9 protein-coding genes are annotated in these 23745 nt (G+C 69.0%); all 9 read right to left on the bottom strand.

All coding sequences use genetic code 11. The annotated features are described in order from the left end of the window. Positions 1 to 16 precede the first annotated feature (16 nt). The 9 genes from AC07Q9_RS01605 to AC07Q9_RS01645 all read right to left on the bottom strand — a co-directional run bounded on the left by AC07Q9_RS01605 (position 17) and on the right by AC07Q9_RS01645 (position 23716). Positions 17 to 7186: a prealbumin-like fold domain-containing protein gene (locus AC07Q9_RS01605; protein WP_495307005.1), complete on the bottom strand. Its 7170-nt coding sequence runs from the start codon at positions 7184 to 7186 to the stop codon at positions 17 to 19. Positions 7187 to 7197: 11 nt separating this feature from the next. After that, the gene (locus AC07Q9_RS01610; RefSeq protein ID WP_495307006.1) at positions 7198 to 14787 is read right to left on the bottom strand and encodes an OmpA family protein; all 7590 of its coding nucleotides are present in this window, start codon (positions 14785 to 14787) and stop codon (positions 7198 to 7200) included. A gap of 186 nt (positions 14788 to 14973) precedes the next feature. After that, on the bottom strand, positions 14974 to 17916 hold the full coding sequence (locus AC07Q9_RS01615) for a hypothetical protein (protein ID WP_495307007.1): 2943 nt from the start codon (positions 17914 to 17916) through the stop codon (positions 14974 to 14976). A 180-nt stretch (positions 17917 to 18096) separates the two neighbouring features. Next, positions 18097 to 18687: a hypothetical protein gene (locus AC07Q9_RS01620; RefSeq protein ID WP_495307008.1), complete on the bottom strand. Its 591-nt coding sequence runs from the start codon at positions 18685 to 18687 to the stop codon at positions 18097 to 18099. Between the two features lie 911 nt (positions 18688 to 19598). Further along, complete coding sequence (locus tag AC07Q9_RS01625) at positions 19599 to 20453, bottom strand: response regulator transcription factor (protein ID WP_492681284.1); 855 nt, start codon at positions 20451 to 20453, stop codon at positions 19599 to 19601. A 95-nt stretch (positions 20454 to 20548) separates the two neighbouring features. Then, entirely contained in the window at positions 20549 to 20782 is a 234-nt protein-coding gene (locus AC07Q9_RS01630; RefSeq protein ID WP_495307009.1) for a hypothetical protein, read from the bottom strand. A 69-nt stretch (positions 20783 to 20851) separates the two neighbouring features. Further along, on the bottom strand, positions 20852 to 21715 hold the full coding sequence (locus AC07Q9_RS01635; protein ID WP_495307010.1) for an intradiol ring-cleavage dioxygenase: 864 nt from the start codon (positions 21713 to 21715) through the stop codon (positions 20852 to 20854). After that, positions 21699 to 22736, bottom strand: coding sequence for a branched-chain amino acid ABC transporter permease (locus AC07Q9_RS01640; RefSeq protein WP_495307011.1), 1038 nt, complete (start codon positions 22734 to 22736; stop codon positions 21699 to 21701). The genes AC07Q9_RS01635 and AC07Q9_RS01640 overlap by 17 nt, the downstream gene beginning before the upstream one ends. Before the next feature lie 5 nt (positions 22737 to 22741). Further along, entirely contained in the window at positions 22742 to 23716 is a 975-nt protein-coding gene (locus AC07Q9_RS01645; RefSeq protein WP_495307012.1) for a Bug family tripartite tricarboxylate transporter substrate binding protein, read from the bottom strand. Positions 23717 to 23745 lie beyond the last annotated feature (29 nt).

Genomic DNA, 23745 nt, shown 5'->3' on the forward strand with positions numbered 1-23745 from the left:
GTGCCGGGGTCGGTGCTCAGTCGACCTTCACCTGGAACAACACGAAGCCCGTGCCGCCCGGCTCGACCGTGCCGGTGAAACGCCAGTCGATCGCGCCCGTGCCGCCCACAGGCTGAACCGTGGCGCAGGCCACCGCGCCCGCAGGCGGTGCATTCGCCGGCGTGTTCTTCACGCAGCCCGTGAGCGACGCCGGCGTGGTGCCCGTGGTCGCGCTCACGAAGGTGGTGTAGCCCGGCGTCATGTCGTTCACGACCATGCTGCGGATCGGCGCGTCGCCGTTGTTCGTGTAGGTGATGCGGTACTCGAGCGTCTCGCCCGACTTGGCCTGGTTGTTCACGCCGAAGGTGCCGCTTTGCGTGATGTTGCGCACTTCCTTCTTCAGCTCGAGCGCCACGCCCGACACCGTCGTGAGGTCGTCCAGCGTGAAGCTGCCGCTGAGCGACGGGCTGGCGTTGATATAGGTGAAGTCGGCGCGGATCGTCGCCCTGTTGTTCGAGCCCAGCGGCGCCGTGGCGGGAATGAACTCCTGCACGATCACGCAGACCTTGCCCGCGAAGGCCACGGGCGTGGCCGCCGCGCTCGGCGGGTACAGCTGCGCCGCGCCGGCCTGCAGGCTGCCGGTGCAACCCACGTCCGCGAAGACCTTCGTCGTCCAGCCGGTGATGGCCGGCGTGGCCGTCTCGCTCGCCACGCTGAAGCGCACCTGCCCTGCCGTGCCGGCCGTGAAGGTGTGGGCGTAGGTCACGGTGCTGCCCGGCAGGCCGGTCTTGGCGCCGTCGGTCGCGAAGGCGCTGTTGTCGACGTCGCCGAAGTTCAGGTTGGCGTGGCCCGTGCCGTTCCAGCTGAAGGCGATGCGATCCGGCGTGCCGGTGCGCGTGTAGGTGTAGGTGCCACCGGCCGCGGCCACGGCCGAGCCCGAGGGCAGCGCGACGTTGCCCACCGAGGCGCCGGTCGACACGCGCGTGCCGGGGTTGGTTTCTTCCACGCACATCGCCGAGCCCGTGGCCGTGCCGGCCGGCACGCTCAGGCTGTAGGCACCCGATGCGTCCGTGAGCGCGCTCGCGTACACGGTGGCGCCGCAGTTGGTCAGCCGCACGCTCACGCCCGACAGCGGGCCCTCGCCGCCGTTGACGATGCCGTCGTTGGCCGTGCCGCTGCCCACGCCGTTGTCCAGGAACACACGGCCGCTCACGATGGCCGCGAGCGTGTTGGTGAAGGTACAGACCACCGCCGTGCCGTTCGTCAGCCCGGCCGCAGGCAGCGTGACGGTGCCCGCCACCAGGTCGACGGCCGCCGTCGCCCCGCCCGCCAGGCCCGTGCAGGTCGCGCCCGAGAACGCGAAGCCGCCGGGCATCGAGGCCGCGACTTCGGTCAGCACCGTCTGCGTGTTGGCGGTGGTGAGCGTCTTGATGGTGCCCACCACCGTCGAGCCCGACACCGAGACGTTGATGCTGTCCGAACCGAAGCCGTTGGTGCCGCTGAACGCGAAGGTGCCCGTGCCGCCCAGCGCCTGTTTGCGGATCTGCACCGTCGGCAGGCGGTTGTTGCTGTAGGTACAGACGATGGCCTTGCCGGCGTCGCCCGCGCCGATCACCAGCGTGTTGCTGGCCTGGCCGTTGGTGCCGCTCAGGGCGTTGGCCGTGGCGCCGCCGTCGGCGGTACACGACAGCACGGTCGTGTAGTTGGCCAGCGTGCCGGTGGGCATCGTTTCCGCCGGGAACGTGATGGTGTTGCCCACGGCCGCCACCACCGCCGCGCCGCTGTTGCCGGCCGTGGGCGCGGTCGCGGTGAACGCGGCCGTGTTGTTGGTTGCGCCCGTGGTCACGCCGATGCTGGCGACGTTGCCCGCCTCGCTGTTCGCGCCCCAGGCCTTGCGCACCTGCAGGGTGACCGTCTTCTTCGCGTTGGTGTAGGTACAGACGATGGCCTTGCCGGCGTCGGCCGCGGCAATCGCCAGCGTGTTGCTCGCCTGGCCGTTGGTGCCGCTCAGCGGGTTGGTCGTCGCACCGCCGTCGGCGGTACACGCGAGCACGGTGCTGTAGTTCGCGAGCGAGCCGGTGGTCATCGTCTCGGCCGGCAGCGTGAGCGTGCCGCCGACGACCATCGACACCGCCGTGCCGCTGTTGCCGGCGGTGGGTGCGGTCGCGGTGAACGCCGTCGTGTTGCTGCTGCCGCCCGAGGTGGCGCCGATGCTGGCCACGTCGCCGTTCGTGCTGTCCGCGCTCCAGGCCTTGCGCAGCTGCACGGTGACGGTCTTGGGCGTGTTGGTGTAGGTACAGACGATGGCCTTGCCCGCGTCGCCCGCGCCGACCAGCAGCGTGTTGCTGTTCTGCCCGTCGGTGCCGCTGAGCGCATTGGCCGTGGCGCCGCCGCCGGCCGTACAGGCCAGCACCGTGGTGTAGTTGGCGAGCGTGCCCGGCGCCATCGTCTCGGCCGGCAGCGTGATCGTGTTGCCGGCCTGCACGGTCACGGCCGTGCCGCTGTTGGCGCCCGTGGGCGCCGTCGCGGTGAAGGCCGTGGTGTTGCTCGATCCGCCCGCGCTCGCACCGATGCTCGCGACGTTGCCGGCGATGCTGTTCGCGCCCCAGGTCTTGGCGATCTGCAGCGTGGCCGTCTTCGGCGTGTTGGTGTAGGTACAGACGATGGCCTTGCCCGCGTCGCCCGCAGCGACCACCAGCGTGTTGCTGGCCTGGCCGTTGGTGCCGCTCAGCGTGTTGGCCGTGGCGCCGCCGTCGGCGGTACACGACAGCACGGTGGTGTAGTTGGCCAGCGTGCCCGTGGTCATCGTCTCGGCCGGGAAGGTGAGCGTGTCGCCCGCGGCCACCGACACCGCGGTGCCGCTGGTGCCCGCCGTCGGCGCCGTCGCCGTGAACGCGGCGGTGTTGTTCGCGCCGCCGGTGGTCGCGCCGATGCTCGCCACGTTGCCGGTGGTGCTGCCGGCGCTCCAGGCCTTGGCCAGTTGCAGCGTCGCGGTCCTGCGCGTGTTGGTGTAGGCGCAGTTCACCGCGCTGTCCGACGGCATGGTGAAGGTGCGGCTCAGGCCGCTGCCGCTCACCGTCACCGTGCTGCCGTCCGACACCTTGGTACAGGCCAGCGTGGTGGTGTAGTTGGCGGCGTTGCCGGTGGTGAAGGCCTCGGCCAGCGTCACCGTGGCGCCGCTGGCCGCGGTGGCCGTGGCGTTGGTGGTGCTGGCCGGCGCGGTCGATGTGCCGGCGGTCGCGCCCGTCACTTCGGCGGCGCTGCCGCTGACCGTCAGGTTGACCTTGTCGCCGGCGATGGCGCCGCTCCAGCTCTTGGACAGCGTCACCGCCGCCGTCTTGCGCGTGTTGGCGTAGGTACAGACGATGGCCGTGTCGGCCGCGCCCACCGTCAGCGTGTTGCCCGACAGGCCGCTGGTGCCGGTGCAGCTCAGTGCGCTCGTGTAGTTGGCGGCGCTGCCGGTGGTGAAGCTCTCGGCCAGCGTGATGACGCTGCCCACGGGCACGGCCTGCGCGGTGCCGGTGTCGGTTTCGGCGGCCGTGTTGGCCACCGAGGCCAGCGTGGTGAGGCCCGTGCCGCTGATGTTCACGGCGTCGTTGACGATCGCGCCCGACCAGGTCTTGGCCAGCGTGACGGTCGCCGTCTTCGCGGTGTTGGTGATCTCGCAAATGATCGGCAGGCCCGCATCGGCGTTGCCCAGGGTCAGCAGGTTGCCGCTGAGCGATCCGCCGCCGGTGCAACTCCAGGCGCTGGCGGTGTACGAGCCGGCGTTGGTGCCGAAGGGCGTCTCGCCCAGGGTCACGGTGTCGCCCACCGCCACGCGCGCCGCGCCGCCGGTGTCGGTTTCGTTGGGCGTGTTGGCCGTGGCCTGCAGGTTGAAGGCGTAGCCGATGTTGTGGTTCGGGTGCACCGTGCCCGAGGCGGTCAACGTGAAGGCGTCGTTGACCAGCGCGTTGACCCACTTCTTGCGCAGCTGCACCGTCGGCGCCTTGGCGTTGGTGACGGTACAGACGATGTTCGAGCCCGCCACCGTCGCCGCGGCATTCAGCGTGAACTGGTTCGTGTTCTGCGCGGTCCCGCGCGTCACCGTGCCGCCGCTGCCCATGCCCGTGCAGCTGACGTCGGTGATCACGTAGTCGGGCACGCCCGCGGCCGGTGTGTAGGTTTCGGTGAAGGTGGTCGCCGTGCCCGTCGCGGTCAGCGTCTGCAGCGGCCCGTTGACGGCCGTGCCGGCCACGGTGGTGGTGATGGTGTGCGCCGCCACGCCGTTGGTGCCCGTGAAGTCGAAGCCGGCCACACCGCCGAGCGAACGCTTGGCGAGGGTCAGGGTCGCGGGCTTGCCGGTGTTGGTGTAGGTACAGACGATGGCCTTGCCCGCGTCGGTCGCGCCGATCAGCAGCGTGTTGCTGTTCTGGCCGTTGGTGCTGCTGGGCGCATTGGCCGTGGGCCCGCCATTGGCGGTACACGACAGCACCGTGTTGTAGCTCGCGAGCGAGCCCGTGGGCATCGTCTCGGCGGGCAGCGTGATGGTGTTGCCCGCCACCACGTTCACTGCGGCGCCGCTGTTGCCCGCCGTGGGCGCGGTCGCCGTGAACGCCGAGGTGTTGCTCGCGCCGCCCGTGCTCGCGCCGATGCTCGCGACGTTGCCGCTGATGGCGCCGGCGCCCCAGGCCTTGGCGATCTGCAGCGTGGCCGTCTTCGGCGTGTTGGTGTAGGTACACAGGATCGCCTTGCCCGCATCGGCCGGGCCGACCAGCAGGGTGTTGGTGGCCTGCCCGTCGGTGCCGCTGAGCGCGTTGGCCGTGGCGCCGCCACCGGCCGTACAGGCCAGCACCGTGTTGTAGTTCGCCAGCGTCCCCGTCGTCATCGTTTCCGCGGGGAAGGTGAGGGTGTTGCCGGCGACCACGGTCACGGCCGTGCCGCTGTTGGCGCCCGTGGGCGCCGTCGCCGTGAAGGCGGCGGTGTTGTTCGCGCCGCCCGTGCTCGCGCCCAGGCTCGCCACGTTGCCGGCGATGCTGTTCGCGCCCCAGGCCTTGGCGATCTGCAGCGTGGCCGTCTTCGGCGTGTTGGTGTAGGTACAGACGATGGCCTTGCCCGCATCGCCCGCGCCGACCAGCAGCGTGTTGCTGTTCTGTCCGTTGGTGCCACTGAGCGCATTGGCCGTAGCGCCGCCGCCGGCCGTACAGGCCAGCACGGTGTTGTAGTTCGCCAGCGTGCCCGGCGACATCGTCTCGGCCGGCAGCGTGATCGTGTTGCCCGTGGCCACGGTCACGGCGGTGCCGCTGTTCGCGCCCGTGGGGGCCGTGGCCGTGAAGGCCGTGGTGTTGTTGGTGCCGCCCGTGGAGGCCGGAATGCTCGCCACGTTGCCCGTGAAGCTGTTGGCGCCCCACGACTTGACCAGCTGCAGCGTCGAGGTCTTCGGCGTGTTGGTGTAGGTACAGACGATGGCCTTGCCCGCGTCGCCCGGTCCGATCGCCAGCGTGTTGGTCGCCTGGCCGTTGGTGCCGCTCAGCGTGTTGGCCGTCGCGCCGCCACCGGCGGTACACGACAGCACGGTCGTGTAGTTCGGCAGCACGCCGCCGTTCATGGTTTCCGCGGGGAAGGTGATCGTGTTGCCGGCCGCCACGGTCACGGTCGCGCTGGTGTTGGCCGTCGGCGCCGTCGACGAGAACGCCGCGGTGTTGGCCGCGCCGCCCGTGGTGGCGCCGATGTTCGCCACGTTGCCCGTCACGCTGATGGGGTTCCACGACTTGGCCAGCTGCAAGGTCGCGGTCTTGCGCGTGTTGGTGTAGGTACAGACGATGTCCTTGCCGATGTCGCCGAGGGCGATCGTCAGCGTGTTCGATACCTGTCCGTTGGTGCCGCTGAGCGTGCTGGCCATCGCGCCGCTGTTCACGGTGCACGACAGCACGGTGTTGTAGTTCGCGAGCGTGCCGGTGGTCAGCGTTTCCGCGGGCAGCGTGATGACGTTGCCGATGTTCACGCCCACGACGGAGCTGGAAGCGGCAGTGGACGCCGTCGAGGTGAAGGCCGAGGTGTTGCTGGCGCCGAAGAAGTTGGTACCGCCCGTGGAGGCGGCAATGCTCGCCACGTCGCCGGTGTTGCTGCCGGCCGACCAGGCCTTCGCGAGTTGCAGCCTGACCACGTTGAACTGGATCACCACGAGGCCGTTGCCGCCGGTGTCCCCAGTCAACGAACTGCGCGACCCGCCCACGCCGACACCCGACTGGTAGGGCGCACTCGTGTTGCCCGGATTGGAAGTCGCCGAGTAGCTCCCGTCGGCCCCTGCAGTGAGCACACCGCCGGTGACCCCCGTGCCGATGAAGCCCGAGCCGCCGCCGCCCGGTCCGTTATAGGAACAGCCGGCCGAGACGGGATTGGGCGTATTGCTGCACTGGGCCATGCCGCCGCCGCCGCCGAACCAGCCACCGCCGCCACCGCCGCCGCCCTCGTACTGGACGGGGGTGCCACCGACCGCCGAGCATCCGGTGCCGCCCTGCAAGGCACTGCCGTCGGTGCCAGCCGGACAGGTGGCTGCGACGGTCCCCGCACTCGGGGTGCCGCGCGCGCCGCCGGCGGCCTGGGTACCGCCTCGTCCGCCCGTGCCGGAGGACGAGCCACCGTTGACACCACCGCCGCCGCCCGACACCGGGCTGCCGACGTCGGTCCAGAACGCGCTGCCGCCACCGCCGCCTGCGATCAGTCGTGCGGCGGCTGCCGAAAATTCCGTGCTGCCGCTCCACAGTGCACTCATGCCGCCGCCGGAAGAGCCGGCGACGCCCGCGTTCGCGCCAGTGCCACCACCACCGCCGCGGCCATAGGTCGAGCCGGTGCCACCGTTCTGCCCGCCCTGCCCCACCGTCACCGCCATGGCGGTGCCGGGCGTGACCGACACGGTGCCGTCGGCGAAGCCGCCGGCGCCCCCGTTGGCCGAGTTGCCGCCTGCCGCCAGTGAGCCGCCACCACCACCGCCCCACATCGTGGCGCGCACCGAAGACACGCCTGCGGGCACCGTGAAGGTCTGCGCCGAACCCGAGTAGGTGAACGCCACGCAGGTGTTGTAGCCCGACTGCGGCGTGCACGCAGCGACTGCCGCCTGCGCACCCGGCATGGCAAACAGCCACAAGGCCGTCGCGGCAAGCACGCCCTTCAACACCCCGCCGAGCCGCGCCATCCCGCCCGCTTCGTTTCTCGTTCTGCTTTGCATCATGGTCTCGTTCAGCGGGTTTCTTGCGTGGCCGCAGCGATCACGACCCAGCGGCTCTTGGCGCTGCTGTCATCGCCCGCGACAGGCGGCGTGTCTTCTTTGGTGTCGGTGCGCAGGCGCAGCACGTCGACGCCGCGCCCGATCAGGTAGCTGCGCACCGCGTTGGTCCGCTGCGCGACCAGCTGCATGCGGTCGTCGGCACTGCCTTGCGCGTCCGAGTGGCTGATGTGGATCACCACCTGCGCCTCGGTCGCCTTGATCTGCGCGGCCAGCGTGTTCAGCGTGTCGTGCGCCTGCGGCTTGATGAAGGACTTGGCGGGCTCGAACAGCGCCTCGGCCTGCAGCACCGTGCGCATCGGCAGCGGCGCCACTTCCGGCGCATCCGCAGCCACCTTCTCGGCCTTCTGTGCCTTGGCCACGTTCGCATCGGCGCCCGCCGAAGCAAACCCCAGGTGCGTCTCGTCGAACTTGAAGCGCAGCCGCACATAGGCGCCCTTGCTCGTGTACTCGTTGGCCGTCAGGTCGCGGTCGCTCAGGCCCACGAAGTTGTAGCCCGCCGACACCCACATGTTCTTCTGCACCTGGTAGCCCACCTCGACGCCGAAGGTCTTCTGCAGCGCGCCGCCCTTGCCGTACAGCAGGCCGGCCTGCACGCCGAAGTCCCAGTCCTGGTTGATGTCCTGCGTGTAGCGCGCCTGCACCAGGTGCGCCCAGTACTTGCTGGCCAGCGTGCCGTCGTCGGCGCGGCTGAGCTTGAAGGCGTAGCGCGCCATCACCGCCTTGCCCGGCTCGGGGTTGTAGTTGACGTGCGCCGAGACGATGTCCGCGCTGGTCTTGCCCGGCAGGCTGGCACCGTTGTCGGCGCCGAAGACGCTGCTGCCCTGCAGCGCGCCGGCGGCGTTGCCCGCGCCCACCACGCGCTCCGAACGGCGCTCGTAGCGTGCCAGCGCGTTCCAGGTGTCGTCGTCCACCGGCCGGTACGCGATGCCGATCTGGTGGCGCTGCAGGTGGCGCTCGTTGCCCGCGTTGGCGCCCTGGCCTTCGCTGTCGCTCACGATGCTGCGCGCCAGCAGGCTCCAGGACGGATCGAGCTTGAAGCCGAAGCCGGCGCTGAACAGGCGCGTGTTCGCGTCGTCGCCGCGGCGCGCTTCGTACACGCCGCTGGCCTTGATCCGGTCGGTGATGTATTCGATGCCGCTGGTGATGGCGGTCGATTCGCCCAGCCCGCCGGCATAGCCCGTGCCGGTGTTCTTGCTGTTGCTGTAGCCGCTCATGTCGCGCGTGTGCTCGATGCCCCCGGTCACGCGGATCTGCTCGTTGACCTTGAAGGTGTTGCGCACCCCGATGGCCGCCTGCACGCCGCGCCCTTCGGCGCCGTCGGCGATGCGGTACTCGTTGTACACGCGACCGCCTTCCATGTAGTTGCTCTCGATGCCGACGATGCCGGTGTTGTTGCGCTGCGTGCTGTCCAGCTCGTAGGGGCCGTTGAGCGTGGAGATCAGCTCGTAGCGGCCGTACACGCGCGTCTTGTCGGTGATGGCGTAGTTGCCGCCGACAGCCAGCACGTGGCGCTTGCCGTCCTTCAGGTCCTGCTCGCCTTCCACGAACACCTGCGCACCGGCCACGCCGGGCACCTCGGTCGACAGGCGACCGCGCACGGTCGTCTGGCTCTGCGTGTCCACGCCGGCTGCAGCGGCGGCCGCGCCCAGCGTGGTCACGCTGTTGGCGCCGATGCTGCTGCCCATCTGGCCGTTGTAGGTGGAGATCTGGCCGTAGTCGAAGCCCGAGCTCGAACCCAGCGCGTTGTTGCTCTGGCCGTGGCGCAGGCCCACCTCGGCGACGGTCTTGTCGCTGAGCTTCTTCTGCACGCTCACCGTCGCGCCCTTGCGCTCGTCGACCTGGGTTGCGTCCTTGCTGTAGAGCACCTCGCCGCGCACGGCCAGGGTCGGGTCGACGCGGTACTCGGCGCGCGCCGAGGCTTCGGTGTGGCCGGCAGAGAAGCTCGCGCCGGGGTTGTCGAAGCCCTTGCTGGTCTTGGCCGCCAGGGCCACCACGGCCAGCTTCTCGTCCTGGTAGCGCGCTTCCACGCGCGCGCCGTGGCCGTGGCCCTTGTCGTCGGAGTCGGTCTTGACCAGCTCGCCCGCCACGCTGGTGTTCTGGCCGATGCGCGCCACGCCCGTGAGCGCCTGCAGGTTGCGCTTGTTCTGCGGGTTCTGGTCGGTGGAGGCCACCACGCCCAGCTGCAGGTTCTCGCTGACCTTGACCTGCACGTCGGTGCCGGCCACGGTGAACTTGGGGCCGCCCGAGTCCACTTCGTAGGTCACGCGGATCGACTGCGGGTTCAGGTTCGCGTCGATGGAGGCGATGGCGTGCGTGAACAGGATGCGGCGCGTGAGCGGCTCCACCGTGTAGTCCACGAAGCGCGCCACGGCCGTGCGCTGCAGCACGATGTTGGGCTGGTTGCGGTCGCGCACCACGATCTCGATCTGCTCGCTGTTGTCCACGAACTCGCCGTTGCTGGCGCTCAGGTAGTACGGACCCGAGGTGCCCAGCGCGCGGAACTCCTCCACCTGCTGGGTCTGCGCGGTGCGCGAGACATAGCTGGTGGCGCGCACGTTCTCGTCCTCGTACACGTGCTTCAGGCCCGTGAGCGAACGGTTGCTCTGGCTGAGGTTGCGCACCTCGGTGCTGCTGGCGGTGGTGAAGTCGCCGTACAGCAGGTAGGAGCGGTTCTTGTCGATGCGCACGTAGAGTTTCTGCGTGCTCTGGGCGTCGAAGCCCTTGACCGCGGAGTCGCCGTAGATCGGATAGAACTCGTCGGGGCGGATGTCGCGGAACAGGCGGTCCTTGCGGGTCTTGTCGGAGTCGTAGGCGGCCGTGAGCAGGTACTCGCCCTTGACGGTGCCCTTGAAGAAGAAGGCGGCGCGACCGCTGGCGCGGCTGTTGGTGCCTTCGTCCTTCAGGCCCGAGAGTTCCGCCTCGAAGGCGGCGCCGGCAGGCATGGCGCCGATGGGCAGCTTGCCGCGCTTGGTGAAGTCGAGCACGCCTTCGACGATGCCCACGCCGATCATGGGGCGCATCTCGGGCAGCAGCGCCAGGCGCACTTCCTTGACGAAGGTGCCGGCGCTCACACGCAGGCGCGCATCGCCGGGTTCGCCCGGGGGCATCAGCTGGAACTCGGCCGCGCCGCCATCCATGAAGACCTGCGTGCCGGGTTCGGTCGGGTTCAGGTCTTCGGCGAGCCAGCGGCCACGGTCGGTCTCCAGGGTGAGCTGGGTGCGGGCGGTCACGGGCACACCGGCCGCGTCGATCAGGCGCACCTTGACGACGACGGGGGTGCGCAGGTCGGCGCGGGCCACCTCGGGCAGGTCGACCTCGATGGCGCCGAGCTTGTCGGGGGCGACGACGGTGATCTCGTCGGCGCTGCCGCGCACGTTGCCGAAGCCGTCCACGGCTTCGAGCTTGAGGGTGTTGGTGCCGGGGCGCAGGGCGACGCCGATGTATTCCCAGGCGGCGATGTTCTTGGACGCCAGCTGCGTCTTCTTGCCGACGCGGCGTTCTTCCAGCGCGGTGCCGTTCACGCTCAGGCGCAACGAGGTGCCGGCGGTGCCCTTGACGCGCACGTTGATCGACTGGCCGGCGACGGTGTCGCGGTCCTTCAGGCCGATGAAGCCCAGCGTGTTGTTCTCCAGCTGGGGCAGCAGGGTCTCGAGTTCGATGGGACTCGGAACTGCCTGGGGCAGCAGCGGGTTGGTGCGCGGTTCGAGCATCGCGCCGCCGGTGCCGATGGGGCGCATGGCTTGCGCGCCGACGCCGGTGGCCGAGCCGCTGGTGGTCGACGACGGCAGGCCCGAGGTGGGCACGCCGTTCAGTGGCGAGAACAGGCTGCCGGTGGGGATCGCGGGCTGCACGCCCAGCGTGCCGCCCATGTTGCCGCCACCGCCGCTGACGAAGCTGCTGGCGTTGGCCGGCGCCACGGGCAACGCGATCAGCGGCGCCGAGGTAGGTTGCACCGCGCCGGTGCTGCCGCTGGCCAGGGCCTGGCCGGTGGCGGGCAGGCCGCGCACGTCGCCCACGGGCACGACCTTGCCTTCGGGGTCCAGGCGCAGGCGCACCTGGGCTTCGGCCTCGGTGTCGGGGCGCGCGGCAATGGCGGCGCGGCGTGCGGCCACGTCGGCAATGACGCTCTTCTCGTCGCAGTTCGTGATGATGAAGTTGGCCTTGTGGAACTCGCCCTTCTTCAGATCGACGAAGCGGCTCTCGGGGGTGCCCGAGTTGCGGTTGTCGAGCACTTCGAGCTTGGCGCCCAGCGGCAGCGTGGTCTGGTCCAGGCGCAGCACGTGCGTGACGGGCTTGAGACCGTACAGGCTCCACTTGCCTTCGATGTCGGTGACGACGTGGGTGCCGTCTTCCATGTACAGGCGCACGCCAGGCACGCCGATCTCGTCGGCGCCCTCTTGCTTGCCGTCGCGCTTGCAATCGAGGTACACCTTGCCGAAGGCGAAGGCGTCGTCGGAGAACACGCCGCCCGTCACGCGCACGGTCCAGTTGGCCAGGTTCGACTGGATGGGGCCCGAGGTGGCGCGTGCGCGGTTGATGGCGTCGCCGTTGGTGGGCGCGCCCACGCCGATGCGCACACGGTAGCGCACCATGGCCGACTGGTCGGGGGCCACCACCAGCGTGGGGTAATTGAAGATCAGGCCCGGGCCGGCGCCGCCGGCGGGGTTGGGCACCACTTGCCCGTTCAGGCGCACGCTGTTGGCCACGTAGGCGAAGCCCGGGGGCAGCGTGTCGTTGAAGGTCACGCCGGTGACGGGGAAGCCGGTCTTGTTGGTGACGGTGAGCGCGTAGTCGATGAAGTCGCCGAACTCGACCTGGCGCTTGCTGCCGTCCTTGCGCAGCACCAGGCCCAGGATGTTGCCCGGGTCGAGCGGGATGTGGTTGTGCACGGCGTCGCACGGCGTGCCGTCGGGCTTCGCGCCAGCCTGCACCTGGAAGTAATAGCTGGTCGGGTCGGCATCCTTCGGGGGCACGGCGCTGGGCACGACGGCGCCGCAGCTGGTGAAGGAGCCACCGGTCACGGGGATCAGCTGCGAGGGGTACACGTAGCCGCTGCCTGCGGGTGGCGTGACCGACAGCGCGTACGTGCACAGGCCCGTCACAGGCGGCGTCTGCAGGTAGAACTGGTAGGCGCCGTCGGCGCCCGTGGTCATCGAGATGCTGCCGTTGGGGTTGAGCGTGTAGGTGCCCGAATCGGCGCCGTAGATCTCGGCCGCGGTGATGGGGCCGGCCGTGCCGCTGCTGCACGACTGGCGCGTGTAGGTGACCAGCGCGCCGGCCACGGGTTGGCGCGTCAATGCGTTGTAGACCGTGCCTTGCGGATCGACCAGCAGCGACTGCACCGAGGTGGCGGTGGCGGCCAGCAGCATCGTGGGCGTGACGTTGACGGTGTTCTGCTCGAAGGCGGCGGCCCAGGCCTTGTTGGTGAGCGAGACGCGCCCGCCGATGGCGGCGGGCTTCTCGGTGATGCGCACGCTCAGGCGGATCTGCTCGCTCTGGCCCGGGGCCAGCGCGCGGGCGCCGTCGGTCAGGCTCAGCGCCACTTCGGTGGGCAGCTGGAACGGGTCGGCGCTGTCCTGCGTGGTGCGGTTGCAGGTGGCGCGGCCGGTGAAGCCGGTGGCGGCGTTGAGGTTGCCGTTGGCGGCCTTGGGCGGGCCCAGCAGTTCCCACGAGGCGACCTGCCCGCTCGACTTGTCCATGTCGAAGGTGCAGTTCAGGTTGTCGATCACGCGCACGTTGGGTGCGGCGACGGCGCCGGTGTTGGTGACCTTGAAGGTGTAGTCCAGCTCGTAGACGCCGGGCGACACGCGTCGGGCGATGGAGGCCTGCTTGGTCAGCGTGAGCGTGGGCAGCTGGGTCGACACCGGCGTGGGCGAGGTGTCGTTGTTGGGGTTGCCGTCGCCGTCGGCGTCGGGGTTGTCGCCGTTGACGGAGTCGTCCAGGGCCACCGCCGGGCCGCCGGCATTGAGGGCGCCCGAGGCCTTGACGGTGTTGAACAAGGTGCCGGTGCGGCCGGTGAAGTTGATGCGGGCATCGAACTGCACCGTCAGTTGCGCGCCCACGGGCAGCACGGCGCCGTCGGCCAGCAGGTTCGAGGCGGCGGCGGTGCCCTTGAAGGCGGGGTTCGCTGCTGCCACCGTACCGCCGCTGGGTGCGGGCGCGATCACGATCGAGCCGGGCACGATGGTGTACTGGTTCGCGCCGGGCACGGCGGCTGCCGTGTAGGTGCCGAACTGCGTGGCGCCTGCACCTTCCATCACGTCGGCGGCCTGCACGCCGTACAGCCATGACGTGCCGTAGTTGCGCACGTTGACGCTGAAGCGCACGGTGGCGGTGCCGTCGGTCTTTCCGTCGGCGCTGCGGTTCACACGCGGGGTGGACGCGGCCTTGGCCACGCCGATGCGCGCCTGGGTGGAGCTGATGACGATGGTGTTCGAAGGCACGGTGGCCGGGCCCGTGCCGTCGTTGTAGGTGCTGTGCGCGGTGTTGCGGATCTCGCCGACCTGGTCGGCGTTGACCTTGACGGCGAACTGCATCGCGATGGACACGTTGCGCGCCACGGGGGTGGAGATGCCGATGGCCACTTCGACGGCCGAGGCGTCTTCGGCGGTGCGGTAGCTGAACGCCGGATCGTTGGCCAGGCGGTACAGCTTGACGGCGTTGGCGGCGGTGGTGCGCAGCGTGCCGGGCACGTACTGGGTGCCGACGGGCACGGGGTCGCGCACGAGGACCAATGCGGAAGGCGCGCCGTTGACCAGCAGCGGCGTGTTGGTGGGCGCGATGACGTTGGAAGGCTGCGCGTCCTGCGCGCCGATGTTGGTGCCCGAGACCGAGAAGTCGATGCGCGTCTGGCCAGGGATGACGTTGCCGGGGTAGCTGGCCGACTTGACCAGCTGCAGCGCGGCGGCGTTGCCGACGGTGACGGTGTCGCGGTTGATGGCGGTGAGGCCTTGCAGCGCGGTGGTGGCCGTGAGGCCCACGCAGGCCACGCCGGTCGCAGCGGTGGGGATGGTGCCCTGCACCAGCAGTGCAGCGGTCTCGCCGGGCTTGAGCGCGAGGGCACCCGCCGCGTTGAGTTGCACCACCGGATCGGCCGCATCGACCACGCCGTTGTTGTTGCTGTCGCGCACCACGCGAAGCGCCGACAGATCGAGCGTGTCGGCCGCGCAGCCGCCGGCGTTGTTGGCCAGCGCCAGCGTGTAGGTGGAGGCGACGTTGCCGGTGTTGGTGAGCAGGTGGCTCAGCGTGACGATGCTGGCGGGCGGGCGCGACAGCGACTGATCCTGCGTGAGCACCAAGGCCTCAACAGGCAGCACCGTGGCGATCACTTCGTTGGACGAGATGGTCTCGGTCTGCGCCAGGCCGTTGGGCACGTAGGTGCCCGTGGCGATGCTGCGGATCACGATGCCGGCGGGGGCCGGTGCGGCGTTCGCTTCCTGCACGGCACCACCCAGCAGCAGCGCCGCGCCAGCGGCGAGCGCGGCAGCCCATCCGCGCCACGATGGCCGGTGTGTGCTCCTGGGATTGAAAGTGAACAGCATGCCGCGAACCCTTGATCGATCACCGCGTGGGGATCAGAAGAAACGAAAGAACTTTTTCGTTTGCGCCCTCGCCTCGACAGAGGAAGAGAGAGAAGGCGCAAAGGAAAAACGCACAGGCTTTCGCATGCCTTGTGCGAAGGAGCCGATGGGCTTGTGCCCATCGGCTCCGCTTCACTCAGGTGAAGCTCAGTTGTTGACCTTCACGGAGAACAGCAGCGTGGCGGTGCCGCCAGGTGCGACCGTGTTGGCTGCGCTGCCGCAAGCGACCGTGGTGGCGGTCGAGGTGTAGTTCGCCGGCACGAAGGCAGGCGTCACACCGGTCGACGTGCACCGCGTGGGCGCCGGAGGTTGCGTCGCACCCGTGAAGGTGGTGTAGGCCGGCACGGCGTCGTTGATCGACATGTTGGTCACCGGAGCGGAGCCTTCATTGGTCGCGACGACGCGGTACACGAGGCACTCGCCCGGCTTGGCGACCAGCGGGGCCGACGAGGACGGGACCTCGGTGCCATCGCAGTTCACGTCCAGCGCCTGCGTCTTCACGAGGCGCATCTGGCCGGTGATGACCGTGGTGATGTCGGTGGCCGTCGGCGAACCGCAGGCTGCGACGTCAGGGAAGGTCACCGTCACCGTGGCGGTGTCGGTGGCGCCTGCCGTGGCGCCGCCCGGTGCGAACACCTTGACGAGCAGCTTCTGCGTCTTGCCGCTGTCCAGCGCGGTGCCGGTGGCCGGTGCGGTCGGCGTGACCGTGCCGTTCGTCACCAGCGTGTCGCCGCCGTCGATCTGGCCGTCGCCGTTCACGTCGACGTACAGCGCCGTGGTCCAGCCCGCCGTCACGTCGGCTGCAGGCAGCGTGGCCGTGACGTTGTACTTGGTACCGCAGCTTTGCGCGCCGGTGATGGTCACCGTGTGGGCATACACCACCGAACCGCCGGGAGCGACCTGGCCGTTGTTGTTCGGCGTGAGGGTCGCGCCGAAGGTGTTGGCCGTGGTCACGGTCACTGCGTCCAGCTTCGTGTCGATCGCCACCACGCCCGTGGAGGTCGCGATGGTGGAACGCACCTGGAAGTAGATCGCCTGGCCGGTGACCGGCGTCTGCGAGGCAGGCGGCGTCACGCAGGCATCGACCGGCGCTTGCGCGTTGCCGGCGACAGCCAAGGTGGTGACCGCTGCGCCCGTGCAGGTCGTACCTGCCGCCACGAACTTGACGGTCCAGCCCGCAGGCAGGCTGCCCGGGAAGCTGTTGCTCTGGCTGGCCGCCAGGCTGTAGGTGTTGGCCGTCGAGTCGTTGTTCTTCACGAACAGCGTGAAGATCGTGCCCGTGCCCGCAGGCGTCGAGTTCACGGTCGTCGGCTGTGCGCTCGGACCGGTGCCCAGGTCACCCTTGAGCGGGTCGTTGCTACCGCCGGTGCTGTTGGTCAGGTCGACCAGCACACCCGTCACGTTCGTCAGCGTGTCGCGCGTCGATTCCGTCTTCGTGGCATCGCCCGTCGAGGTACCGGTGACGATCGCCGTGCCGCCCGTGCCCGGCGCTGCCGAGGCCGGCAGCGTGGCCGCCAGCACGAACTGAACGCTGCCGTTGGCCGCGATCGGACCGGTGTCGGGCACGCCGTCGCTGTTGTTGTCGATCAACGGCGTGACGCCGTCGGCGGCAAAGAACTTGAAGGTCGTGCCGGCCGGGAACGTGCTGCCCGCAGCCACCGTGAGGTTCACGACGTCCGTGGCATTGCCCGTGTTGAACGCGGTCTGCTTGAACTTCACCGTGGTGCCGGCCCCTGCACTGGCGACGGTCGTGGTGTCGGCCACGCTCGTGTTGGGGTTGCCCGCACCGGTGTCCTTCGAGGCCGTCGGGCTGGCGGTGGCGTCAGCCGAACCCAGGATGATGCCGAAGGTGCCGATGACGTTGTAGCTCGCCGGGTTGGTCGGCGAACCCGTCGTGCCAGGGGTCGTGGAGGTCGCACCCGGTGCGTCGACAGGGTTGTACTTGGCCGTGTTGGTCGTGGTCGACGTGCCGATGGCCGCCGTGTCATTGACCATCACCACGAAGCTCACCGTCTGCGTGACGTTCGGCTGCAGCGTGTTCACGACGACGGTCAGGTCGTTTCCAGCGGCGCTGAAATCGATCCCGGCCGTGTCGCCCGCTGCCGCATCCGTGAGCGCGACGCCAGGGGCGTTGCTCCAGACCGCGGAACCGGGGACGTACGTGAAGCCGGCAGGCAGCGTGTCCGTCAAGGCGAACCGGCCAGCTGCACCACCCGTGTTGTTGAACTTCAACGTGTAGGTGGTGTAGACGCAGCCTGCGGCCGGCGTGGTCGCGCCTGCCACGGTGGCAGCGCAACCGGTGACCGAGCGCGGACCGCTCGTCGAAGCCGCGGGCCAGGTGCCGCCATTGGCCGACCAGGCGACCGACGGAACGCTCAGGCTCTTGGTGGCATTGAAGGCCGCCTTGTCCGTGAGGTTCACGTTGTCGACGTCGGCTGCCGTCAGGTTGCCGGCGGCGTACAGCGCCGGCGTGCCTGCGGTGGCCGTGATGGTCGCGGCCACCGGCGAGGTGAAGGTGCCCGACGAAGCGGTGCTCGGGATCGAGTACGCGACGACGAACGGGAACGTGCCGTTGTTGCCTGCCACGGTCTGGGCCGGAACATTACAGACAGCACCCGGAACGACCGAGCACAGCGCGGTCGTGCTGTCGGGCACGCCGTCGGCATTCGCGTCGGCGAACACTTCGACCTTGGTGAAGCCGTTCGGGCTGGCCGGTGCGGTCACGGTGAACGTGAAGGTGTCGGAGCCGTTGCCGGTGTTGGTCAGCACGTGCGGTGCGTACACGGTCGTGCCCGCGGCGCCGGTCTTCGTGTTGACCACGTTGGTCGTCACGGAGGTGTAGGTGTCCAGGTTGAACGAGCCGACCTGCTGCACCGTCGTCTGCACGAGGTTGGAGGTGGCCAGTTGGCTGGCGCCGTTCGGGTCCAGGTAAGTGGCCGAAGCCTGGTTACCGATGATGGTGTTGGCGGGTGGAGCCGCAGCCAGGGCACCGGAACTTCCAAACAGGAAGCTCAGCGTCAAAGCTGCTGCGCCCGCCCAGAGCGCGCGCGGCGCTGGGCCGGTGCGACGGGCAGACAAGGTAGGGGTCACTTGGGTTTCTCCTCGGGGTTGGGGTCAAAAAAGGTCAAAAAAAGGACGAACTCACCCCGGCCGGGGATTTCCGCGAACGGAAACCGGCAATGGAAAAACCAACGGGGTTTTGGAAAGAAAGAGAGAAGCGGCCGTCAGCGCGGCTCAGCGCCGCCCGCGACCGTCGTCAGCGCCGCGAACTCAGGGTGCGACGCGCGCCACCTTCTGCGCTTCGCCCGCAGCAGCCACCGGCGCGGGCGGCACGACCGCTTCGACCTTGGCGCGCGCGGTCACCGCAGCCGAGCCGTTGGCGGGCAGCTGGCCCAGCGTCCAGCGCAGCGAGCGGTATTCGTTGTACGGAACCGGCTCCGACTTGCCGTTGACGGTGCGCGCCAGCGGCTCGGCAGCGAAAGCGCCGTCCTTGGTCGCGACCTTGACCAGCGTCGCACCCGGCTTGGCGGTCTTGGGCAGGTACTCCAGACCTTCGGGGATCGGCAGGTTGGCCACGAGACCCGTGACGTTCTTGCCCGTGTGGTTGGTGTAGGTCGCCGTGTACTCGAGCACGTCGCCCGGCTTGACCGAATCGGCCGCCACCAGCTGCTCCTTGCCCTGTGCGTCCTTGACCACCTTGGCCTGCGTCAGCACGACCGCCACGGTCTTCTTCTGCGCTGCCTCGGTGGGCGCGGGCGCGGCCTTCGTGCCCTGCGCGGCGGCCAGGCCGCCCAGCCCCAGGGTCATGGCCACGCCGAGCCCCAGGCCCAGGCGAACGGTCAGCCGGACGACCGGCGACATGAACGAATTCAATTGAGATGAACTTCCGATAGACATAGACAACTCCTAAAAACAACTTCAAAGCCAGACCGAGGCAACACGAAGATCAACTGACTTGACCTGTGGCCTTGCGAATTGGCGTCGAAGCCATTTCCCAGCCACTTGCAGCACACCACTGACACATCGCATCGGAGGCGGCACTTCAGCCGCTTCCGATGCCCGTTCCAAACCTCATGCATGCGAGCACTTTTTCAGCCGCTTCCATGAGCCATTTACCACGTTCATATTATTTTCTAGATGTTTACAAAATCAATCGAACCTCGGTGATCCACCTCTTGCAAGCGCGATGGGTTTCGGGAAAATTTCACGACAGTCCCACCAAAGTTAACAAGTGTGAACATTGGCTCAATTTGGACGAGCGCATGGATCGTGAACAAAGCTGCAATTCACCTGTGATCAATTTCACAGGTGGATCGCCTCCAAGTGGTTGATGCGTTTGAATAATTTCACACCTGCAACAGCCGGGCGAAGGCGCTCTTGCAGAACGATTTCGGCGGAACTGGTGCGTCGACGGGCTGCTTCAGCGCCTGGCCGCACTGCTTCGAAACTTAATTTACAAATTCGCTGAATTTGTAAATAGCCACTGCACATCGAGGTGCACGCGCATTCCGGTGTTCGCGCATCGATGGCATCCAGGCGAGGTGCCTCCAAGGCCAAATTGAGTTTTTAAAAGCCAATTCCATATTTCAACGGGCACAGCTGCGCCATTGGCTTGAATTCAATTCAAGCCATTCCAACCCGGCTCACTTCACCGAAATTCGTTCGTTGATCTGTCGATGCCCGGTTTCAATTCGAAAGCGGATCGGCAGGCATCGTTTTTTGGCGGCCTTGCGCCGCCCTGTGGAATGCCGCGGGGCGTCGCCCGCGCGCCCTCACCCTGCGCGTCGGTTGTGTGCGCGCTCCAGCGTGTAGCCCACCCCGTAGAGCGAGCGCACCCGGAATTCATCGCCCACGATCGACTCCAGCTTCCTGCGCACCCGGGACACCAGCGCGTCCAGCGAGCGGCTGGCCCCGTGCTCTTCATTCCGGCGGGGGCCCTGGGGCAATTGCTGCCTCGACACGGGCGTGTCGAGATAGCGCACCAGCACCCGTGCGATTTCGAATTCGCTCGGCGTCAGGATCGCTTCCTTGCTCGCGTACTCGACAGCCAGGCGGCTGCGCACGAGCTGAAAGCCGTAGAGGCCGTGCGGCTTCGTGTTTCTGCGCGTCGACTTCTTGCCGCACAGCGCCGACACCCGTGCCACGACGTCCTGCGCGTTCCACGGGCTCACCATGAAATCGTCGACATCGAACACCGAGACGCGCGGCGTTTCCAGCACGGCGCGCGACCGGGCCAGGGCAATCACCGGCGCCGAGGCCGCGCGGCTCGCGCTGATGCCGAACAGCACCTCCGGCAACGCGCGCTCCAGCACCTCGCCCATCAGCAGGAACAGCCCGACGCCCGGCATCGAGGCAGCCTCCAGCAGGTCTTCCTCGTTGACGACACAAAACGGGCTGAAGCCGGCGTCCTTCAACCGGCTGCGCAGCCAGTCGATCTCTTCGCCGGAATCCGTCAGCACCACCACACGACCGTTTTTCTGTTCCACCCTGTCCACCATCGGCTCCCTTTTCATCGCTCCCCACTCGCCTCTCACAATGGAGTGGAATGTATTAACGTTTATCAACAGTCGATAGGGAAAAGTGCCGGTATTGACCAACGGAAACAGGTGGCCCTGTTCTTTTGTCATGCAGTGCAAACAAACTCACACTAATGGGGCGTCACTCCCTCGACCCGGGCGGATGGAATCCCGGATCAGCCTTCCATTCCGCAAAGGCCGATCGCTCACGAACCCCTCTGGGAAGTGGCCTCGGACGCAGGGGCGGCCTTGCGCGCGGACAGCCTTTCGAGCAGCCCGACGAGCCAGCACATCGGGCAGCCGCGCAGCAGCAGCAAGGCGCCGACCAGGGCCGGTGGCGCGATCCAGGGATGCGCGGACGACAGCAGCACGGCCAGCGCGATGAGCACGAGCGCTCCCGCGCCGCGAAGCAGATGCCAGGTGATGGAAACAGGACACATGGTGCAGGGCTCCTTGGGGATGGACACCTGCCATAGAGGCGCCGAAACGCCGAAACGGTTCGCGGGCCCTCAGCCCTCTGCCGGCTCGAGCACGAACGCGAAGTCCAGCGTGTGGAACGGCCCCTCTTGCACGCTGCCGTCGGGTGCGCGGCCCGGCGCATGCGCCGCGAAGTCGCCGATGAGCGAGCTGCGCACGCCGAACACCGCGTCGCTGTCGAGGTACGGATCGCCTTCGCGGAAGACGTGCGTGATCAGCGTCTCGTAGCCCGGCGCCTGCACCATGAAGTGCACGTGCGCGGGCCGCCACGGATGGCGCCGGGTCGCGCGCAGCATCGCGCCCACCGGCCCGTCGGTGGGAATCGGATAGGCCACCGGCGCCACGCCGCGAAACCACAGCCGCCCTTGCGCGTCCGTGCGCAGCACCGCCCGCCCCTGCATGGGGCCGCCGGGCCGCTGCACGTCGTAGAAGCCTTCGGCATCGGCCTCCCACACGTCGACCACCGCATCGGCCACGGGCTCGCCGTCGCGCCCGCGCACGGCGGCCTGCACGAACAGCGGCTCGCCCACCGCGCCGGCCGCGATGTCGCTGCCCAGCGGCAGCTGCGGCGCGCCGGCCACGTGGAAGGGGCCGAACACGGTGGCCTCGGTGGCCTGCGGGCTCTTGGCGTGGTTCATCGCCACCGTGAGCATCGACAGGCCCAGCGTGTCCGACAGCAGGATGAACTCCTGGCGCTGCGCGTCGCACTTCTGGCCCGTGGCGGTGAGGAAGTCGATGCCGGCGGCCCACTCGGCCTCGGTGAGCCGCACTTCGCGCGCGAAGTCGTGCAGGTGGCGCACCAGCGCCGACAGCACCTCCTTCAGCCGCGCGTCCTCGCAGCCGGCCATGCGCTCGAGCACGGCGGCGGTGATGGTGTGTTCATCGATGTTGCGCATGGGCGTCGGGCTCCAGGGGGGAAGAAGGCGCGTGCGACGCCGCCAGGCGCCGCTGCGTCGGGAACAGGGACCAGGCCCAGCGCTGCTGCGCCCAGCCCCACAGCCCCTGCTTGAAGAAGATCGTGGCCACGATGGCCAGCAGCCCGAGCCCGAGCAGGTACCAGGTACCGTAGTCGCTCAGGAACTTGTTCAGCGCCCAGAACACGAGCGCACCCACCAGCGGCCCCTCGATGCGGCCGATGCCGCCGATCACGACCATGAAGATCGCGAAGGCGGTCCAGTTCGGCGCGAAGGCCGCGTCGGGGCTGATGCGCAGGTTGCCCACGAAGTACAGCGCGCCCGCCAGCCCGGCGCCGAAGGCCGCCACCACGTACACCGCGAGCTTCATGCGCGCCACCGGGATGCCCTGCGATTCGGCGGCCGTCTCGTTGTCGCGGATCGCCAGCAGCGCCAGCCCGAAACGGCTGCGCAAAAACAGATAGACCAGCGACACCGCCGCCACCACGCAGCCCAGCGCCATCCAGTAGGTGACGCTCTCGCGCGTGGCGCGCTCGATGCCGCGCAGCGCCGTGAGCGTGGTGCCCGAGCCGCCACCCACCGCCGACACGTTGGCGAAGCTGAGCCGGAACACCTCGGCGATCACCCAGGTGCCGATGGCGAAGTAGCCGCCCGACAGCCGGAACGCCACGAAGGACACCGGCACCGCGATCAGCGCGGCGGCCAGCGCCCCCAGCGGAATCGCCACGAACGGATTCACGCCCGCGAAGTTGCCGAGCATCAGCATCACGTAGCCGCCGAAGCCGAAGAAGGCCTGCTGCCCGATGCTGACCATGCCGCCGTAGCCGGCCAGCAGGTTCCACATCATCGCGAAGATGAAGTAGCAGGCGATCTCGACGAACTCGCGCATCCAGCTGGGCTCGCCCCAGAAAGGCAGCGTGGCGGCCACCGCCACCAGCGCGGCGGCGGTCCAGCCCGCGCGGCGGCTGCTGCCGGTGTCGATGGTGACGACGACGGAGGCCATCGCGCTCAGTCCAGCTGCAGCTGCACGCGCGCGGCCACCTGGCCCCAGCGCTGGTGCTCGGCGCGCAGGCGGCGCGCGGCTTCTTCGGGCGTGTTGGCCACCACCTCGAGGTCCATGGTGGCCAGCCGCTCGCGCAGCTCGGGCGCGGCCAGCGCCTTCGCCACCTCGGCCTGCAGCCGCGCCACCACGGCCGGCGGCGTGGCGCGCGGCATGGCCATCATCTCGGCGAAGCTGGCGTCGTAGCCCTGGATGCCCGCCTGCGCCACGGTCGGCACCGTGGGCTGGCTGCCCAGGCGCTTGCTGCCCGACACGGCGATGGCCACCAGCTTGCCGTCGCGGATGATCGGACCGACCGTCGGCGAGGCCAGGAAGCCGCAGGGCACCATGCCGCCCATCACGTCCTGCATGGCCGGGCTCGGGCCGCGGTAGGGCACGTGCTGCATCTGCACGCCGGCGTCGGCCAGCAGCATCTCCATCGCCATGTGGCCGGGCACGCCGGGACCGCCCGAGGCGTAGCTCATGGGCTTGGCCTTGGCCGCGGCCAGCAGCTCGGGCAGGGTCTTGATGCCGGCGCCGGGAAAGCACACCAGCTCCTGGCTGAACGCGGCCAGCTGGGTCACGGGCACCAGGTCTTCCATCGGGCGGATGGCGAGCTTGCGGTACAGGTGCGGGTTGATGGTCAGCATGGTGTCGGGCCCGACCAGGACCGTGTGGCCGTCGGTGGCGCGCGCCACCTCCTGCATGCCGATGTTGCCGCCCGCGCCCGGCTTGTTGTCGACCACCACGGGCTGGCCCAGCGCCTTCTGCAGGGTCGGCTGCATCAGCCGCGAGACGATGTCGCCCGGCGCACCGGCCGGGAAGGCCACCACCAGCCGCACGGGCTTGGTGGGCCAGGTGTCGGCGGCGTGGCTGGGTGCGAGGGTGGCGAGCACGGCGGCTGCCGCAATGCAGGCCGCGAGAGGTCGGCGAAAGGCGTTCATGGGATGTCTCCTTTTTTGAAATGGGGTGC

This window comes from Variovorax sp. GW821-FHT09A10, assembly GCF_059418385.1.

Excerpts from the sequence above, each read along its gene's own strand:
- AC07Q9_RS01605 (WP_495307005.1), bottom strand. The coding sequence starts at position 7,186 with ATGCAAAGCAGAACGAGAAACGAAGCGGGCGGGATGGCGCGGCTCGGC.
- AC07Q9_RS01610 (WP_495307006.1), bottom strand. The coding sequence starts at position 14,787 with ATGCTGTTCACTTTCAATCCCAGGAGCACACACCGGCCATCGTGGCGC.
- AC07Q9_RS01620 (WP_495307008.1), bottom strand. The coding sequence starts at position 18,687 with ATGTCGCCGGTCGTCCGGCTGACCGTTCGCCTGGGCCTGGGGCTCGGC.
- AC07Q9_RS01625 (WP_492681284.1), bottom strand. The coding sequence starts at position 20,453 with ATGACAAAAGAACAGGGCCACCTGTTTCCGTTGGTCAATACCGGCACT.
- AC07Q9_RS01630 (WP_495307009.1), bottom strand. The coding sequence starts at position 20,782 with ATGTGTCCTGTTTCCATCACCTGGCATCTGCTTCGCGGCGCGGGAGCG.
- AC07Q9_RS01635 (WP_495307010.1), bottom strand. The coding sequence starts at position 21,715 with ATGCGCAACATCGATGAACACACCATCACCGCCGCCGTGCTCGAGCGC.
- AC07Q9_RS01640 (WP_495307011.1), bottom strand. The coding sequence starts at position 22,736 with ATGGCCTCCGTCGTCGTCACCATCGACACCGGCAGCAGCCGCCGCGCG.
- AC07Q9_RS01645 (WP_495307012.1), bottom strand. The coding sequence starts at position 23,716 with ATGAACGCCTTTCGCCGACCTCTCGCGGCCTGCATTGCGGCAGCCGCC.